Raw genomic sequence first — 16,584 nt, forward strand, 5'->3', positions numbered from 1 at the left:
AAGCGAAAAACACACACCTGAACAGGATATTTTTGTTCTTCTCAGGATCATTATTGCATATTTGCGTCAGAAGATAGCCGATTTGAATGGGCCTAGAGATTCATCGCATGGTGTTGCGAAAGTGGCACAATCGGCCCTTCGCGCCGTCGTCCGGCGCTATTTCGCCAGCAACAGCCGCATTCCCCGCGCATAGCTCGCGGCCGATGCATCGACATGGCCCAACCCATGATGGATCTCGCCGAACAGCCTGAGCGAGGGATATTTCCGGCTCCGGAGCATGCCGCCCAGGCGTGCCTGGCCGCTGACGATCTGGCCCACCCCTTCCAGGAACGGATCGTCGATCTCCAGCGATCCCGATCCCATATAGATGCCGACCGGAAAATCCTGATGCGTGCGCGCATAGGCCTCCTCAAGCCGCAGGATCTCGCCATTGCCATATTGCATGGCCGGGCTGGAGATGACGTAGTTGCGGAACGGGCTGTCGGGCTGGAACGCCATCCACAGGCCGAAAAAGCCCCCCGCCGAAATCCCGCCGAGCGACAGCCTGTGTTCGTCGATCGGGAAGGCCGCCGACAGGGCGGGCAGCAACTCGCGGGTTATGAACTGGGAGAAAGCCGGTGCGCCACCGGTGCATCGCGCCGCGGACACGCCAAGCTTTGCGCAGCCCTCCGTCACGACCTTACCGAACGGGTCCTGACGATCCCAGCCGGGCGGAGAGAATTCGAAGATGCGCCTGATCCCGCGTTCCTCGGCCGTCGTGCCGGGCGGCGCTCCGATCGCGACGACGAACATGGGGCCGGGCATTGCCTCGCGCGCGCCGCCATAGGCGATCTGCGCGGGCGCCAATGCCCAGTTGCCATCGGTCAGGATGAAGGCGGGATAGCGCTTCGCCGTCTCCAGCGGCTCGTCCGGCACGGCCACGCTGATCAGATAATCGCGCTGCATGATCGCGGAATGGATGGTGTAGCTCCGCACATCGTCGACCACGCTTTTCTCGACGAGTTGCAGCGCCGGCTTGTCCGCCGCCCGCAACTCGGCCTGCGCGCCGGCGCCCATGCCGACGATCGCGAACATCGCCAGAAAGGCGCATCCGAACGTCATTCCCCGACCCATGGACCTTCCCCCCCGGACGCGGTTTTGCCCCATTCGACGACTCGGGCCCAATTGGAGAATATCAACCCGATCAAGCCTGCAACACCCTGATCGGATATAGTTGCCCGAATGCCGGGCCGCGCAATCGCGCGTTCATCGCCCCCGCCGCACGCCGACGGTTTGCAGTGGACGCCGGCGGCCACCCGCACTACCCGCTCGATCCGTCGTCCATCCGTCCGGGCGGCGTCACAACGGGTTGCGCGGACGATGCATTTCGATCTGATCCAGACCATCAGCCTTTCCGGAAAATCCGGCGTCGCCAATGACGATCGCATCGGCAGCGGCGAACGCCATGCCTGGGTGATCGACGGCGCCACCGATCTCGGCGAACCGGGCCTGCTTGGCGAACGCGGCGGGGCGGCATGGCTGTCGACCGTCGCGAACGCTGCCTTCACGCGCGCATCGGGGCCGGTTTCCGCCATATGCGATGCCGTTTTCGACGAGGTCGCCACACGCTACGCACAGGAAAAGCGGCGCGAACCGCTTGGCGACTGGGAATTGCCGATCGCCGCCTTTGCGGCGCTGGCGATCGAGGATGACGGACTGGCCTGCGCCTTTGCCGGCGATTGCGTCGTCATGCACCGGAGCGCCGATGGCGTATCCTTCCTGACGCCGGTTCCAGACGCCGCGCCGGAACGCGCACGCGCGGTGGCGCTTGGCCCGCTGGCCGGCGCCGACGGCGTGCGCGTGCCCGACGTCGTCGCCGGGCTGCGCGCGTCGCGCCAGGGGCCCAAGCGCGTGCTCGGCACCGATCCGCTTCATTGCCGCGCCGTCACCGAATTTCATCGCGCGCCCGTGGCGAAGGGCGACGACCTGCTGCTGATGACCGACGGTTTCGGCGCCCTGATCGACGATTATGGCGTCTATGACGCGGCCGGGCTGTTCGCCCGGATGATGGAGGCCGGCCTCGCCGAACTGGCGGTGGAATTGCGCCGCATCGAGAATCAGGACGCCGAATGCCGCCGCTTCCCGCGCTTCAAGATCAGCGACGACGCCTCGTCCATCTGGCTGCGCGTGGCGGGATCCTGACGCGCGATTGCCTTCGTCGCGCAGGCGGCGCACAGTCGCCGCCTTTACGACGATGGAGAAAAGCCATGGTCATCGCGTCATCCACGCCCCTTCCCCGCTGGTTCCGGCCGGTCGCACTGCTTGCCGTGATCTGGAACGCCTTCGGCGTCGTCATGTATCTCAGTTCCGTCGGCGTCTTCGGCGATCCCTCCGCCGGCTTGAACGAAACCGATCGCGCGGCCGCCGCCTCGATCCCCGGCTGGATCATGGGCGCCTTCGCCATCGGCACCTTTGCCGGGCTGATCGGCAGCCTGGGCCTGTTCCTGCGGCAGGGCTGGTCGGTGCCGGTGCTGATCGTCTCGCTCGTCGCGCTCCTGATACTGGAGGGCTGGATCGTCTTCCTGAGCGGCGCGCTGGCATCGTTCGGGCTGGCCGTGCCGGTGATGGTGAGCGCGGGCGCGGTGCTGCTCGCCTGGCTGGCGATCCATGCACGGCGGAGCGGCTGGCTGGCCTGACGCCCGCCCCGCAATTTCATTGCAACGCCATGGAAACATGATGGCGCCTCACGCGTAGATACAGTGCCCCCTTTGACTGACGGGGCGCTCGTGCTCCCATGAGCGCCCCGGCCCCGGCCCACCCACTCGGGCCGGGGTTTCTTTTGCGTGCACCGTTTCTCCTTGGCGCCGCGATCATGGCTGCAACCCGCCATCGTACAGCTTCGCACGTCGAAGGAGAGCGGCATGATCACGAAGCGGGCGCAAGGCGGAACGGATGCGGCATCGATCGGCGGCGCGGTGATCGCGGCGGCGGCCCTGGCAGCATTGCTCGTGCTCGCGGCCGGACGCGACGGAACCGGCGATCGCATCGCGCTGACCGGCAACCGGCTGGCATTCGGCCCCGATGGCGCGCCGCTCTGGATCGGCGCCTTCACCAACCGCGCCGGCAGGCTGTATCGCGACGTCGCGGTCGCGGTGCGCTTCCTCGATCGCGAAGGGCGCATCCTGGGCCGGGCCAGCGCCCATGCCGATCGGCTTGCCCCCGGGGAGAGCTTCGATCTGACCGCGCCGCTGCCCATGGGCGCGCAAGCCGTGCAGCTCGTCGCGATGCATTGGCGCCACCGCGCCGCGCGGGCCAGCCTCGGCCCCTGGCCGCTTCAAGTGCTCGGCGCGTTCGCATGACAGGGCTTCCGCCCGCGCGGTAAGCCACAGATCGCTCCGTTCAAGCGCAAGACCGAAAAAAATCCGGTGATCGAATATCGGACGATCGGCAAATAACGATTCCACAAGCCAAATAAGCGAATCCGATCGCCATTTGGTTCATGCAGCGTCAGAACTTGCATAATCATTCCTGCACCGGAACCGCTCTGCCCCTAGGCGACAGGACTGTTGCACGATTGCAATAGTCGGCGGCGATGCGCCGGGTTTTTGTTACAAATTCATGGCAAGCCGCACGCGCCGCGCCTACATGGCGCTCGTCAGGTGACTGGGACGGCTGACCCAACAGAGAGCATTTTCAGGTTGATCGCATAGGGTCAACGGCTCGGAAAATGCAGCCACGAAAGACAAGAGCGCCACCGTTCAGCGTGGAACGCTCGAACCACGAAGGAAAACCAATGAAATCTGTACTGTTCGCAACCGCCGCTCTGGCGGCTGTCGTCGTCGCGCCCGCCGCTCGCGCGGAAGGCCTGCGCGCCGAGGTCCATGGCGGTTACGACAATGTCAGCATCGCGGGCGAGTCCGGCGACGGCGTCGCCTATGGCGTGGCGCTGGGCTTTGACAAGAATGTCAATTCGAACATGTCCCTCGGCATCGAGGCCGGCATCGACGATTCGACCACCAAGGAATGCGCGGCGTCCGGTGCCGGCCGGGCCTGCATCAGCGCGGGACGCGACCTGAGCGCGGTCTTCCGCGTCGGCTATAACCTCACCGAAACCAGCAAGCTCTATCTGCTGGGCGGCTATACCAACACGCGCGCCGTCGCGACCTATCGCAGCGGCACGACCAAGACGCGCGCCGCCTCCAATCTCGACGGTTTCCGCGCCGGCGCCGGTTATCAGTTCGGCATTTCGGACAAGTTCTACGGCAAGGTCGAGTATCGCTATTCCAACTATGAAGCCGATGTCAGCCGCCACCAGGGCCTGGTGGGCGTGGGCGTCAATTTCTGATTCGGGCACGGGCCGGCTCCGGCCGGCCCGTCACTCAAGCGCCGGCGGGTTTCCCGCCGGCGCTTTTTTCTTGTGATCGCGGTGCCGGGTTCGATCGCCATGCCCATGGCCCGCCACGCCTTATCGTTCCCGAAAGACATCATCGGCACAATGGCCACATGCTGGTGCAGGAACAGGATGCGATCATCTATCGCGAGCAGCCGCTGGGCCTGCCGCTGAGGCTGTTCATTCTGGTGCTGGCGGCGGGGTTGATCATCGTCGTGCCGGCGCCCTTCCTGATCCATGCCGACTGGACCAGCGCCTCCCCCACATTGCTGCTGGACGCCGCATGCATCGCCTTCGCGGTGTCGGTCGGCCTGTTCTTCCTGGTCGTCGCCTTCGCCAGCGCGACCGAGTTGCGGCTGGACGGCCGCACCGGCCAGGCGGTGCGCATCCTGCGCGGCCCGATCGTCAATCGCCGCGACTGCTATCCGCTCGCGCAACTGGGCGCGCCCGATGTCAGCATGCGCGAAAGCTCGGAAGACGGCCCCTTCCCGATCCTCACCCTGAGGCTGCCTGGCGGCGGGGCGCTGACCATGGCCTGCTTCGCCGACCGCGCCGAGGCGGAGCTGTGGCGGGACAGGATCGCCGCGCTGCTCCCGGCCGGCGTTTAAAGTCTGTTTGGAAAATGCGCCTCTGGCGCATTGCCGCACCGCCCTCCACAGGCATTCCAACGATGCTTCGCATCGCCGGAACCTTGGCCTGTTCCGCCCACTCCCCCACCCGGCCTCCCAACGGCAGTATCTTCTGGGAGGCCGGGTGGGGGAGTGGGCTGGTGCGGCCCTGGAAATGTGCTCTTCCGCACATTTCCCAAACGGACTCTTAGCCGGGCGTGGCGGCTTTGCCGATTGCCCGGCCACCGCCATCCGCTACCATCGCGCCGGAGCGTGAAGTCAGCCGGCGGAGTCTCAATGCCATTGGTCATCGCCGCAGGCGCAAGCGGGCAACACGCCAGGGTCGTCCATGAAGCCGCCCGGCTTTCGGGCATGGCGATCGCCGGTTTCGTCACCATCGGACCGGCACCGCCGCCGTCCGTGTTCGATTGCCCCTGTCTTGGCGGGCCGGATGCGCTGGCAGGGCTGGCGACGGACGGCCACGGCTTTGTCGTCGCCTGCGGATCGAATGCGTTGCGCCGGTCGACGGCGGATCGCCTCGACGCGCTGGGCGCGGCGCTGCTCAGCGTGATCCATCCGGCCGCGATCATCTCCCCCAGCGCGACGATCGGCGCGGGTGCGATGCTGCTCGCGGGATCGATCATCGGCCCGTCGGCGCGGATCGGCCGAGGCTGCATCGTCAACCATGCCGCCAGCGTCGATCATGACTGTATCGTCGGCGATCACGCCAATCTCTGCCCCGGCGCGCGGATCGGCGGCACGGTGCGGATCGGCGACGATGTCTTTGTGGGGCTGAACGCCGCCATATTGCCGGGACTGCGGATCGGCGACGGCGCGACCGTCGGCGCGGGCGCGGTGGTCACCGCCGATGTCGAGCCGGGCATCACCGTTGCCGGCATTCCCGCCCGTCCGCTGCCATCGCGCGCATAATGCCATCGGGGCGGCGGCCATGAAAATCTTCTTCGACGGCGGGTGCCGTCCCAATCCGGGCATGATGGAGATCGCGGTGGTCGCGGGTGGGCGGGTGCATGTCCGGCGTGATCTGGGCCATGGCGCCCGCGTCGATGCCGAATGGCTGGCGCTGATCGAGGCGCTGCGCATCGCCCGCTCGCTCGCGCTCGACGACATCCTGCTGCTCGGCGATGCCGCCGACATCATCGGGCAGGCCAATGGCACGATCCGCTGCCGGGGCGCCGGATTGGCGCATCTGCCTGTTTTCCAGGCGATGGTGCCGGATACCGGCCGGCTGCGCATCCGCCATGTGAAGCGGACGCAGAATCTTGCGGGCATCGCGCTCGCCCGGCTGCATCCGCGCTGACATCGGCGCATCATGACCGGGGATGCGCGCCGCCCGATTCATGATAACAGGCGCGCGGGGCCAATCTTTCACGACAGGGCATGATGACCGACCTCGCCGCCGAACCCGACGCGACGCCGCCCGCCTATCATCCCGGCGCGAACTGGAAGCTGCGCTATTTCTCGATCTTCGGCGGACAATCGCTGTCGCTGATCGGATCGGCGCTCACGCAGTTCGTTTTGATCTGGTGGATCACCGATACCACGGGCAGCGTCGCCGCGCTCGCCATGGCCGGCGTAGCGGCGTTGGCGCCCCAGGCATTGCTCGCGCCGATCGGCGGCACGCTGGCCGATCGCTACAGCCGCCGGATGCTGATGATCGTCGCCGATCTCGTCACCGCGCTCTGCATGGCGGTGCTGATGTGGCTGTTCGCGAGCGGCGGCATCGAACTCTGGCACATCTATGCGGCGATGCTCGTGCGCAGCGCGGCGCAGGCGTTCCAGATGCCCGCCGCCGCCGCCAGCGTGGCGATGCTGGTGCCGGGCAGCTTCCTGCTCCGCGCATCGGGGCTCAGCCAGATGATGATGGGCGTGGTGACGATCGCCGCCGCCCCGCTCGGCGCGCTGGCGATCAGCGTGATGCCGATCGGCTGGGCGCTGGGCATCGACGTGATCACCGCCGTTCTCGGCATCGTGCCGCTGCTGATCTTCGCGGTGCCGCAGCAATTCGCCTCCGCCGACAAACGCGCCAGCCTGTGGCGCGAATTCACCGAAGGCGTGGGGCTGGTGTGGCGCGACACGGGGCTGCGCAACCTCTACGGGCTGGTCGCCGCCGTCGTGCTGCTGCTGATGCCCGCCTCCACATTGGTGCCGCTGCTGATCAAGGCGCATTTCGGCGGGGCTGCGGCGCAAGTGGCGATGCTGGAAAGCGTGGCGGGCATCGGCATGATCCTGGGCGGCGCTGCCGCGGCGGTGCTGGTGCCGCGCCGCGCGATGCGCCGCGCCATCGGCGCGCTGATCGCGGCGAACCTGGCTCTGATGGCGACGGGGCTGGTGCCCGGCCATCTCTTCTGGATCGGCGTCGTCTTCTGGGCCGCCGCCTGCGTCGCGATGGTCGTCGGCAACGCTCCGCTGGCCGCCGTTCTCCAGGCGATCGTGCCCAATCAGCTGCAGGGCCGCGTCTTCGCGCTGCTCAACATGCTGATGGGCCTGGGCGCCCCGATCGGCCTCGCCATCGCGACGCCAGTGGGCGAGGCGCTGGGCGTGCGCTGGCTGTTCGTGGGCTCGGGCCTGCTCGGCGCCTTGCTGTGCTTCGCCGGCCTGTTCTCACGCCCGCTGATGCGGCTGGACGATCGCATGCCGGCACCGGACAAGGAGTGAAGCGTTCGGCAGGCATGCCCCATTGCGGAGCCCGGCAAGGGCTGCCAGGTTGCGTGAAGGGGGATGCCGGTGCGCCGATTGCTTCTCATCTGTCTTTTGGCGATGGCCGCGCCCGTCGATGCACAGCGCGCCGGAGAGCCGATCATCGACATGCATCTCCATGCCCGCGCTGCCCGTTATGCCGGCGACACGCCCCCGCCAATGTGTACGCCGTTCCAGCTCATGCCCAGATCCGATCCGGGAAACGGCGTCTATGAAGGGATGAGCTTCGATGCGCCGCCCTGCGAAAAGCCCGTTCCAGCCGCCACCACCGACGAACAGGTCATGCGTGACACGATCGCGGCCATGAAGCGCTACAATATCCACGCCATGGTCAGCGGTGAGCCGGACATGGTCGCGCGATGGCAGGCAGCCGAGCCGACACGCATCATGCAGGCGGTCGATTATCGGTTGCCGGGAACCGCCGGCCAGCCCCACGTCGCCACCCGGACGATCGAAGAGCTGCGCAACCTGCACGCGCAGGGGCGGCTGGCGGTGATCGGCGAGGTCATGGCGCAATATGAGGGCGTTGGGCCGGACGATCCCCGCCTCGAACCGCTATGGGCGCTGGCCGAGGAACTGGACGTGCCCGTCGCCATCCATATGGGCCCGGGCGAGCCTGGGCAGCCCTATGCGCAAGGCGGCTACCGGGTCGCGCTCGGAGATCCGCTGTTGCTGGAACCGGTGCTGCTGCGCCATCCGAGGCTTCGGATCTCGGTCATGCATGCGGGCTATCCGATGGCCGAGCGGATGCGCGCGCTGATGTTCAGCTATCCGCAGGTCTATGTCGATATCGGTTCGATCGTCTACACCGAGCCACGCCCCGCCTTTCACGCCTATCTGCGCGAGTTGGTGGATGCCGGCTATGGCGATCGCATCATGTTCGGTTCCGACCAGATGATCTGGCCCGGCGTCATCGGGCCGTCCGTCCAGGCAATCGAGGAAGCGCCGTTTCTGAGCGCGCGCCAGAAGCGCAACATATTCTATGACAACGCAGCGCGCTTCCTTCGGCTGACCCACGAGCGGATCGCCGAACATCATCGACGCTGAACGCGTGCGCGACATCCGAAATTCTACAATCAAGCCCCCCAGGCGCCCGATCGGAAAATTCCGGTCGACGCCACCGCCATACTGTATTAAATCAGCAGCACTGGGCGGCGGCCATTGTGCCTTTGGCCGCGCCGACGACACCAGAACATCGGAGGGGCGCCATATGCATCGGTTCAAATTTCTGCTGGTCACGCTGGCCGCGCTGGCCATTTCGCATCCCGCGATCGCGCAGGATGCCTCCAAGCGCCGCTCGGTGCTCGTCACCGGCGCCAATTCGGGGATCGGCCTGGCGATCACGCAATATCTCACAGCGCGCGGTTTCCATGTCTATGGCAGCGCGCGCAAGGACGAGGATCTGAAGGCGCTGAACGCCATGCCCAATGTGACGGCGGTGCGGATCGACGTGACGAAGCAGGCCGATATCGACGCGGCGGTGAAGTTCGTGGAGGCGCAGGGTCGCGGGCTTTACGGCGTGATCAACAATGCCGGCGTCGCCGCCGTCGGCGAACTGACCGCCGTCTCCGACCAGGACGTGCTGTGGCAGCATGACGTGAACGTGATGGGGCCGCTGCGCGTCAACCGCGCCTTCGTGCCGCTGCTCAAGCAGAGCAAGGGCCGTACCGCCATCATCGGATCGCTTTCGGGCTTCGTCGTCGGCCCGTCGGGCGGCGCCTATAGCATGACCAAGTTCGCGACCGAGGCCTATACCGACACGCTGGCGCAGGAACTGGCGACATCGGGCGTCACCGTCGGCATCATCGATCCGGGCTCGTTCAAGTCGCGCGGCCGCGAAAAGGTCGCCATGAAGATGCTGACGGGCAAGTATGACCTGAACCAGCAGCTCACCGACGAGCAGAAGAAGGTGCTGACGGGCGTGCAGGAGGCGGAAGCCAAGCGCAAGGATCCGACCGAGGTCGCCGAACAGGTCCATCACTTCCTGAGCAGCGACACGCCGCGCCTGCGCTACATGGCGTCGCCGGGCAAGGAGACCGTCGTCGCGGTGATGCGCGCGACATTGGGCCGCACCGCGCAGCTCAACGCCAGCCAGCCAGCCTATGCGCTCAGCCGCGACGAGCTGGTGAAGATGCTCGACGAGGCGCTGGCGGAGGCTGCGAAGAAGTAAATGGCGGGGTAAGCTGGCGGGGCGCGCGATGCCCCTCTCCCCCCCGACATTGTCGCTCCAGCGAAAGCTGGAGCCCATGCCATCTGTCCATCATCGCCGAAGTGGACGCATGCGATGGGCTCCAGCTTTCGCTGGAGCGACAGGGAACAGGGTCCCGCGCGTTTCCCTACAGGCTGCGCGCGATCACCATGCGCTGGATGTCCGACGTGCCTTCGTAGATCTGGCAGACGCGGACGTCGCGATAGATTTTGGCGACGCCATATTCCTCCAGATAGCCATAGCCGCCCAGCGTCTGCAGCGCGCCGGACACGACCGCCTCGGCGGTTTCGGACGCGAACAGCTTGGCCATCGACGCTTCGGTCAGGCAGGGCAGCCCCTGATCCTTGACGCGCGCGGCGTGGAGAACCAGTTGGCGCGCCGCTTCCAGCCGCGCGGCCAGATCCGCCAGGCGGAAACCCACCGCCTGATGTTCGATGATCGGCTTGCCGAAGCTCTTGCGATCCTTGGCATAGGCGACCGCGATCTCGAGCGCCGCCTGCGCCATGCCGACGCATTGCGCGGCGATGCCGATCCGCCCGGTCTCCAGATTGGCGAGCGCGATGCGATAGCCCTGGCCCGGCGCGCCGATCAGCAGGTCATCCTCGACGAACATGTCGTCGAAGCGCAGCGCGCAGGTGTCCGAAGCGCCCTGCCCCATCTTGTGCTCGACCTTGTCGACCGCATAGCCGGGCCGGTCGGTCGGCACGATGAAGGCGGAAAGCCCCTTCTTGCCCGCGTCCGGATCGGTCACCGCGATGATCATGACGAGGCCGGCGATCCTGCCGGAGGTGATGAACTGCTTGGCGCCGGTGATGCGCCAGCCGCCCTCCACCTTCACCGCGCGCGTGCGTACGGCCGAGGCGTCCGATCCCGCATCCGCCTCGGTCAGCGCGAAGGCGCCGATCGTCCGCCCGCCGATCAGATCGGGCAGGAAGCGCGCCTTCTGCCCCTCGCTGCCGTCCTTGAGCAGGCCGGAGACGAGGATCGAATTCTGGATCGAGACGATGGTGGAAAGTGCCCCGTCCGCCGCCGCGATCTCCATCAACGCCAGCGCATAGGAAACCGCATCGGCCTCAGCCCCTCCGAACGCCTCGGGCGCGGTCATGCCCCACAGGCCGAGCCCCGCCATCTCCTCGAACAGGGCGGGCGGATAGCCGCCCTCCGCCTCGAACCGGGCGCTGTGCGGACGGATGGTTTCCTGTGCGAAGGCACGCACCGTATCGCGAATGGCCGTCTGGAGCTCGCTCAATCCCTTCATCGCTTCCGTCCCTTTTCATATTGCGGCGCCGGCGGCCGGCGGAGTCGTTCGCGCATATAGGCGAGATGGCTTGGCAAAAGCCGCCAAAACCGAGGCGGGAACGACAGACTGTCAGCAATATTTTTCACAGGATGATCCAATCATGCTAATATATGCCATCAAACCCAATAAGCTCAGCACATCCCTCCGCGCACCACCTTGTTTCTAGAGGAACCGACCATTGACGGCCACGCCAGCGCTCGACGCCTATGACCTCAAGATCCTCAGGACGCTTTCGGCAGACGGGCGCATCACCTGGAGCGATCTGGCGGAAGCGATCGGCCTGTCGCTGACCCCGACGATCCGGCGCGTCCGCCAGTTGGAGGAGGCCGGCTATATCAGCGGCTATTTCGCGCAACTCGACGAGAAAAGGCTGGCGGGCGGCATGATCGCCTTCGTCTCGGTGACGCTGGAAAAACAAGTCCGCGAAACGCTCGACGCGTTCGAGGCGGGCGTGATCGACCTGCCCGAGGTGATGAGCGGATTCCTGATGTCGGGCGGCGCCGATTATCTGCTGCGATCGGTGGTGCGCGACCTCGATCATTATCGCGATTTCCTCGACAGGCTCACCCGGCTGCCGGGCGTCGCCCATATCCAGAGCAGCTTCGCGCTCAACGCTTTCGTCAACCGCCCGTCCCCGCTGATCACCGCGATGAAGTGATCTGTACGCAGCGGCTTGACGCCCCGCACCGCAGATGATGGAACACAGGCCGTGAGCGACGATCCCATTCAATCCGACCCGACAGCTTCACCCGAAGCAGAGACGCCGGCGCCGAAAGCCACCGAAAAGGCGGAGGCGCGCGCCGCCGAAGCCGCGGCGATCCGGCGGCGCTGGATCACGCTGGGCGAAATGCTCGCGGTGATCGCGGTCGTCATCTCCGGGCTGACGCTGTGGAACAGCTGGAGCGAGCGCCGCGACAGCGCGGCGACGAAGACCGTCGACGCGCAAAAGGCCTCCGCCCGCGCCACGACCCTGCTGCTGATCGCGTCCAACGCCGGAGACGGCACGCTGGCGCTGAAGCCCGCCGACGCCGAGCAGTCGGTGCAGAGCCAGACGATCCTCTTCCCCGCCGCACTGGATGCGGCGCCCGCCGAAACCACCGGAGAACCCCGGATCGAGGCCGAATGGTTCGAGCGTGCGCTCAAGAAAGCGCGCGACGCGGCGAAACTGCCCGACAACAGCCGGGGCGACGAGCGGCTGCCCGTCGCCATCACCACGCGTTTCCTGGTCGATGGCGCGCCGCACGAGGATATCGCGATCTACGATATCGGCTACACCATCTCCGGCCGGTTGCTCAGCGGCCACAGCGTCACCCTGCGCGGCCTTTCGCTGGTCACGCGCGTGAAGCGCGGCAATGCGCAGGCGACGCTCGACGGGCGCTGGCGGGATCTGTTGCCGGCGAAATAACGCCGGGGGTCCAGGCGCAGCGCCCTACTCCGGCCCGAAGATCGTCGCCAGCATCTGCGCCCGCCAGATCCGCTTGGTGCGTTCGATCGCGGCCGCGTCCGGATTGCGGATATATTCGACGATCAGGCCGCAGGTGACGGCATTGCTGAGCATCTGCATGCTCCGCGTCGCATCCTCGTTGTCGATGCCGGCGGCGCGCAGGATGCAGCGGCTCCAGCGAAACATGCGCCGGTCGAAACGCCTGGCGATGGGATCGACCTCCATCTCCAGTTCCGGATCGTTCCGCCGCGCGAGATGAACCTCCAGCGCGGCCGCAGCGTAGGGGGAGCCGACCAGATCGAGATTGGTGTCGATCAGATTCTCCAGCTTTTCCCTTGGGCTCGCGCCCCGCCGGATCGCCGCCATGTAGATATGGCTCTGCTGGATGGAGAACGCCTCCACCACCGCCGCCATCAGCCGCGCCTTGGTCGGGAACTGATGCTGGATCGCCCCCATGCTCATGCCCGTGGCGTCGCGGATCACGTTCATCGTCGCGCCCGAATAGCCCTGCGCGCACAGCACGTCGCGCGCGGCGGCAAGCACCCGCGCCCGGGTGGTTGCCCGGCGCTCGGCATGGCTGCGCCGGATGGGGGCCTGAACGGTCATCCGCCATCGCTATCACGAAATACAATATGATCAACCTGTTTATACTTGCGCAAATAAAAGTAGGTTGTATTAAATTTGATTTGCAGGCGAGATCGCCGCCAACGCCGCAGGGAGGGCGCCAATGATCAGGATCCGGAAATTCATGGCCGCAGTATCGGTGATCGGGCTGTGCCCGTTCGCGCCGACGCCCGGCCTTGCCCAGCAATCGGCTGAAACCCAGGCCGAAACCCCCGCGGACGATGCGGGGGAGATCATCGTCACCGCCAACAAGCGCGCCGAAAGCATCCTGGATGTCGCGGGCGCGATCAGCGCGTTTCGCGGCGACGATTTGCTGAAGAACGGCATCACCAGCATGGCCGATTTCGCGGGGCAGACGCCGGGCGTGCAGTTCAATGCGGGCTTCAGCACGGGCACGCCCGTCATCCGGGGCATCAACACCGGCGCCGATTACGGCCAGTCGGTGGGCATCACCGTCGATGGCGCGCCGATCGGGCCGAGTTCGAGCTTCCAGGCCGGCGGCGCCAGTTCGCTCGATCTCGATCCGATCGATCTGGAGCGCGTGGAGGTGCTGAAGGGGCCGCAGGGCACGGTCTATGGCGCCAACACGCTGGCCGGGCTGATTTCCTACACATTGCGCGAACCCGATCTCCAGGCGCCGAACGCGGTGCTGCGCGCGGGGCTGGGCGGCACCGAAGGCGGCGGCACGAGCTGGTCCGCGCGCGGGGCGGTCAGCGTGCCGATCGTCACCGATCGGCTGGCGCTGCGCATGTCGGGCTTTTACGATCGCCGCGCCGGCTTCGTCGACAACCGGATCACCGGCGCCACCGACCAGAATCGCTGGCGCAGCCTCGGCGTGCAGGGATCGCTGCTGTTCAAGCCGACCGACCGGCTCCGCATCTTCGCCGCCGGCTTCTATCAGCGGCAGAACCAATATGCCCAGGATCAGGTGATCTATGCGGCGGACCGCACACCGCGCGACGGCGACCTCGTCTATAACGACTATCTGGTGCCGGGTACCGATCGCCGGACCAGGCTGGCGATCGGCAAGGTCGATTATGATCTCGATTTCGCGAGCCTGACCTCTGTCACATCCTATCAGCATCTGAACGCCGATCATGCCGTCCCGCAGAATAGCGGCACGCTGAACCTGATCTTCGTGCATGTCCTGCCGCTGCTCGGCGGCGTGACGATCCCGGCGCCCGGCCTGCTCAGCAACGATACCAGCAACGATTTCAGGAAGTTCACGCAGGAAGTGCGGCTCGCGTCGACCGGCAGCGGCCCGCTGAGCTGGCTGGTCGGCGGCTATTACACGCGCGAGCGCAGCCGGCAGGAACAGGCCGTCAATGCGCGGACGACCGATGGCGCGCTGGCGCCCGCGATCAACCCGACACTCATCGTCACCATCCCCACCCGGCTCACCGAATATTCGGCCTTCGGCAATCTGACCTACGCCTTTTCGCCGGCTTTCGACCTGACCGGCGGCATCCGCGTCGGCCGGATCGAGCAGGTCAACCGCACCTTGCTGGGCGGCGCCAATGCCGATGCCTATCGGCTGTTCTTCGTCGTCAACGGCCTGGGCGCCGGACCGCCGGCCGATACCGGCGCGCAAAAGGGCGCGAAGACGGTGGCGACCTATCTGGCGACCGCACGCTATCATTTCTCGCAAGACGGCATGATCTTCGCGCGCTTCGCCACGGGCTTCCGCCCCGGCGGCCCCAATTTCCCCGTCCCCGGCCTCGCGCCGGTCTATGATCCCGACCAGACCTATAATTACGAACTGGGGATCAAGACCAAATTCTGGAACGGGCGCGGCTCGATCGACATCACCGGCTATTATCTGGAATGGAAGAATTTCCTCGCCTTCGCCAGCGCGGGCGGGCTGAACGGGCTGGCCAATGCCGGCGATGCGCGCGTCCAGGGCGTGGAGGCGGCGGCGACGCTGCGGCCGATCGCGGGATTGAGCCTGTCGGGCACGCTCGCCTATTCGGACAGCCGGATCACCCGCATCAGCCCGGCGGCGGGGATCGCCGCGATCGGCGATCCCCTGCCCTATAATCCGAAATGGAGCGGTTCGCTGTCGGCTGAATATCGCGCGCCGGTCAGTGCCCGCTGGCAGGCGGTGGCGCGCGGCACCGCGCGTTTCGTGGGCGCACGCAACAGCTCGCCGCGATCGAGCCTGGCCTTTCCCAATTATGTGCTGCCCGCCTATTCGCTGTTCGACGTGCATGCCGGGCTGGAAAGCGACCATGTCGATATCGACCTGTTCGTCCGCAACCTGACCGACAGGCGCGCGCAGCTCGCCGCCTTCACGCAGCTCGGCATCAACCAGGTCACCATCCAGCAGCCGCGCACGATCGGCGCGGCGGTGACGTTCAAATATTGATGGCAGTTGCTACACCATGATCAACCCAGGGAGCAGCGCATGACGGACATGATTTCCCCCATTCCGGGCGTCGAGAGCTTCGTCGTCACGCCCGGCGGCCTCGGCACCGGCCTGCGCATCTCGATCGCACGCCCGCCGCTGTCCGCGACCGGCGCGGCGGCGGCGCCGTCCTCGACCATCTATGTGACCGACGCCGATTATTGTTTCGGCACCGTCGTCGAAGCCGCGCGGATGGGGCATTATGGCGGCGAGGTCGGCCCGGCGGTGATCGTGGGTATCGGCTATGCCGAGGAGCGCGGCGACTATGCGTTCGTCGGCCGGCGACGCGGGCTCGACTTCTATCGCGGGCCGCGCCGGTCGCTCGACCTGCCGGGGCTGGGAACGCTCGAACTGGGCGGCGCGGACAGTTTTCTCGCCGCGCTGATCGAGGGCGTCGTGCCGGAGGTCGAGCGCCGCGCGCCCGAAACGGCGGGCACGAGGCGCATCTTGTTCGGCACCTCGGCGGGCGGGCATTTCGCGGCCTTCGCGCTGACGCAGCGCCCCGACGCGTTCACAGGCTATGCGATGATGAGCCCCGCGCTCGTCGATTTCCCGCCCATGCCCGGCGCGGCGCAGATGGTGGAGGCGGTGTCCGCCCTGCCCGCCGGCGCGATCCCCGCCGGGATATCGGTATTCCTCTCGGCCGGCGCACGCGAGGAGGAACCGGGCGAAGCCGTCGCCGCCGCATCGATCATCACCAATGCCTATCGCATGCGGACGGCGCTCGCCGCGCATGGCGTCGCGACCGAACTGGCGATCTTCGCGGATGAAACGCATATCTCGGTGATGGGTGCGGCGATCGCGCGCGCGCTGCGCTTCCTGGTGCCCGCCCAGGATGCGCCCTCCTGGCAGGCCGCGCTCGAACCCACGCAATAGCGCGGCATCCACTCTCCAGTTCCGGAAAATCC

The 16,584-nt window shown here is 66.6% G+C and carries 17 protein-coding genes; 14 read left to right on the forward strand and 3 right to left on the reverse strand.

Going from position 1 to position 16,584, the window contains the following annotated elements:
- Nucleotides 1–156 precede the first annotated feature (156 nt).
- Entirely contained in the window at nucleotides 157–1,101 is a 945-nt protein-coding gene (locus tag K7G82_RS23025; protein ID WP_222992296.1) for an alpha/beta hydrolase, read from the reverse strand.
- A gap of 258 nt (nucleotides 1,102–1,359) precedes the next feature.
- Here K7G82_RS23025 and K7G82_RS23030 point away from each other — a divergent pair, with 258 nt between their 5' ends.
- From K7G82_RS23030 to K7G82_RS23075, 10 genes are all read left to right on the forward strand, one after another.
- Nucleotides 1,360–2,181 carry a PP2C family serine/threonine-protein phosphatase gene (locus tag K7G82_RS23030; protein WP_222992297.1) on the forward strand — a complete coding sequence of 274 codons (822 nt, stop codon included), beginning with the start codon at nucleotides 1,360–1,362 and terminating at the stop codon, nucleotides 2,179–2,181.
- A gap of 65 nt (nucleotides 2,182–2,246) precedes the next feature.
- A complete protein-coding gene (locus K7G82_RS23035; RefSeq protein ID WP_222992298.1) occupies nucleotides 2,247–2,675 on the forward strand; it encodes a hypothetical protein in 429 nt (142 codons plus the stop codon).
- Between the two features lie 225 nt (nucleotides 2,676–2,900).
- Nucleotides 2,901–3,338 (forward strand): FxLYD domain-containing protein, encoded by a 438-nt coding sequence (locus K7G82_RS23040; RefSeq protein WP_222992299.1) that lies wholly within the window; start codon nucleotides 2,901–2,903, stop codon nucleotides 3,336–3,338.
- Nucleotides 3,339–3,772: 434 nt separating this feature from the next.
- Nucleotides 3,773–4,324, forward strand: coding sequence for an outer membrane protein (locus K7G82_RS23045; RefSeq protein WP_222992300.1), 552 nt, complete (start codon nucleotides 3,773–3,775; stop codon nucleotides 4,322–4,324).
- A 158-nt stretch (nucleotides 4,325–4,482) separates the two neighbouring features.
- Nucleotides 4,483–4,977 carry a hypothetical protein gene (locus tag K7G82_RS23050; RefSeq protein WP_222992301.1) on the forward strand — a complete coding sequence of 165 codons (495 nt, stop codon included), beginning with the start codon at nucleotides 4,483–4,485 and terminating at the stop codon, nucleotides 4,975–4,977.
- Between the two features lie 297 nt (nucleotides 4,978–5,274).
- Complete coding sequence (locus K7G82_RS23055; protein ID WP_222992302.1) at nucleotides 5,275–5,907, forward strand: acetyltransferase; 633 nt, start codon at nucleotides 5,275–5,277, stop codon at nucleotides 5,905–5,907.
- Between the two features lie 19 nt (nucleotides 5,908–5,926).
- The gene (locus tag K7G82_RS23060; protein WP_222992303.1) at nucleotides 5,927–6,295 is read left to right on the forward strand and encodes a reverse transcriptase-like protein; all 369 of its coding nucleotides are present in this window, start codon (nucleotides 5,927–5,929) and stop codon (nucleotides 6,293–6,295) included.
- An 80-nt stretch (nucleotides 6,296–6,375) separates the two neighbouring features.
- Nucleotides 6,376–7,653 (forward strand): MFS transporter, encoded by a 1,278-nt coding sequence (locus K7G82_RS23065; protein ID WP_222992304.1) that lies wholly within the window; start codon nucleotides 6,376–6,378, stop codon nucleotides 7,651–7,653.
- Between the two features lie 69 nt (nucleotides 7,654–7,722).
- Complete coding sequence (locus tag K7G82_RS23070; RefSeq protein WP_222992305.1) at nucleotides 7,723–8,742, forward strand: amidohydrolase family protein; 1,020 nt, start codon at nucleotides 7,723–7,725, stop codon at nucleotides 8,740–8,742.
- Between the two features lie 163 nt (nucleotides 8,743–8,905).
- The gene (locus tag K7G82_RS23075; RefSeq protein WP_222992306.1) at nucleotides 8,906–9,865 is read left to right on the forward strand and encodes an SDR family NAD(P)-dependent oxidoreductase; all 960 of its coding nucleotides are present in this window, start codon (nucleotides 8,906–8,908) and stop codon (nucleotides 9,863–9,865) included.
- Nucleotides 9,866–10,031: 166 nt separating this feature from the next.
- Here K7G82_RS23075 and K7G82_RS23080 read toward each other — a convergent pair whose 3' ends face one another.
- A complete protein-coding gene (locus K7G82_RS23080) occupies nucleotides 10,032–11,162 on the reverse strand; it encodes an acyl-CoA dehydrogenase family protein (RefSeq protein ID WP_222992307.1) in 1,131 nt (376 codons plus the stop codon).
- Nucleotides 11,163–11,382: 220 nt separating this feature from the next.
- On the opposite strand from K7G82_RS23080, the gene K7G82_RS23085 reads away from it, so the two are divergent.
- Nucleotides 11,383–11,862, forward strand: coding sequence for an Lrp/AsnC family transcriptional regulator (locus K7G82_RS23085; RefSeq protein WP_222992308.1), 480 nt, complete (start codon nucleotides 11,383–11,385; stop codon nucleotides 11,860–11,862).
- Between the two features lie 51 nt (nucleotides 11,863–11,913).
- Nucleotides 11,914–12,609 (forward strand): hypothetical protein, encoded by a 696-nt coding sequence (locus tag K7G82_RS23090; RefSeq protein WP_425517306.1) that lies wholly within the window; start codon nucleotides 11,914–11,916, stop codon nucleotides 12,607–12,609.
- Nucleotides 12,610–12,633: 24 nt separating this feature from the next.
- On the opposite strand, the gene K7G82_RS23095 is transcribed toward K7G82_RS23090, so the two are convergent.
- Entirely contained in the window at nucleotides 12,634–13,254 is a 621-nt protein-coding gene (locus tag K7G82_RS23095; RefSeq protein WP_222992309.1) for a TetR/AcrR family transcriptional regulator, read from the reverse strand.
- 121 nt (nucleotides 13,255–13,375) lie between these two features.
- On the opposite strand from K7G82_RS23095, the gene K7G82_RS23100 reads away from it, so the two are divergent.
- Entirely contained in the window at nucleotides 13,376–15,637 is a 2,262-nt protein-coding gene (locus K7G82_RS23100) for a TonB-dependent receptor (protein WP_222992310.1), read from the forward strand.
- Nucleotides 15,638–15,676: 39 nt separating this feature from the next.
- Nucleotides 15,677–16,552 carry an alpha/beta hydrolase gene (locus tag K7G82_RS23105; RefSeq protein ID WP_222992311.1) on the forward strand — a complete coding sequence of 292 codons (876 nt, stop codon included), beginning with the start codon at nucleotides 15,677–15,679 and terminating at the stop codon, nucleotides 16,550–16,552.
- The last annotated feature ends 32 nt before the right edge of the window (nucleotides 16,553–16,584 follow it).

Source organism: Sphingomonas colocasiae (assembly GCF_019880585.1).
GTDB lineage: Bacteria > Pseudomonadota > Alphaproteobacteria > Sphingomonadales > Sphingomonadaceae > Sphingobium_A > Sphingobium_A colocasiae.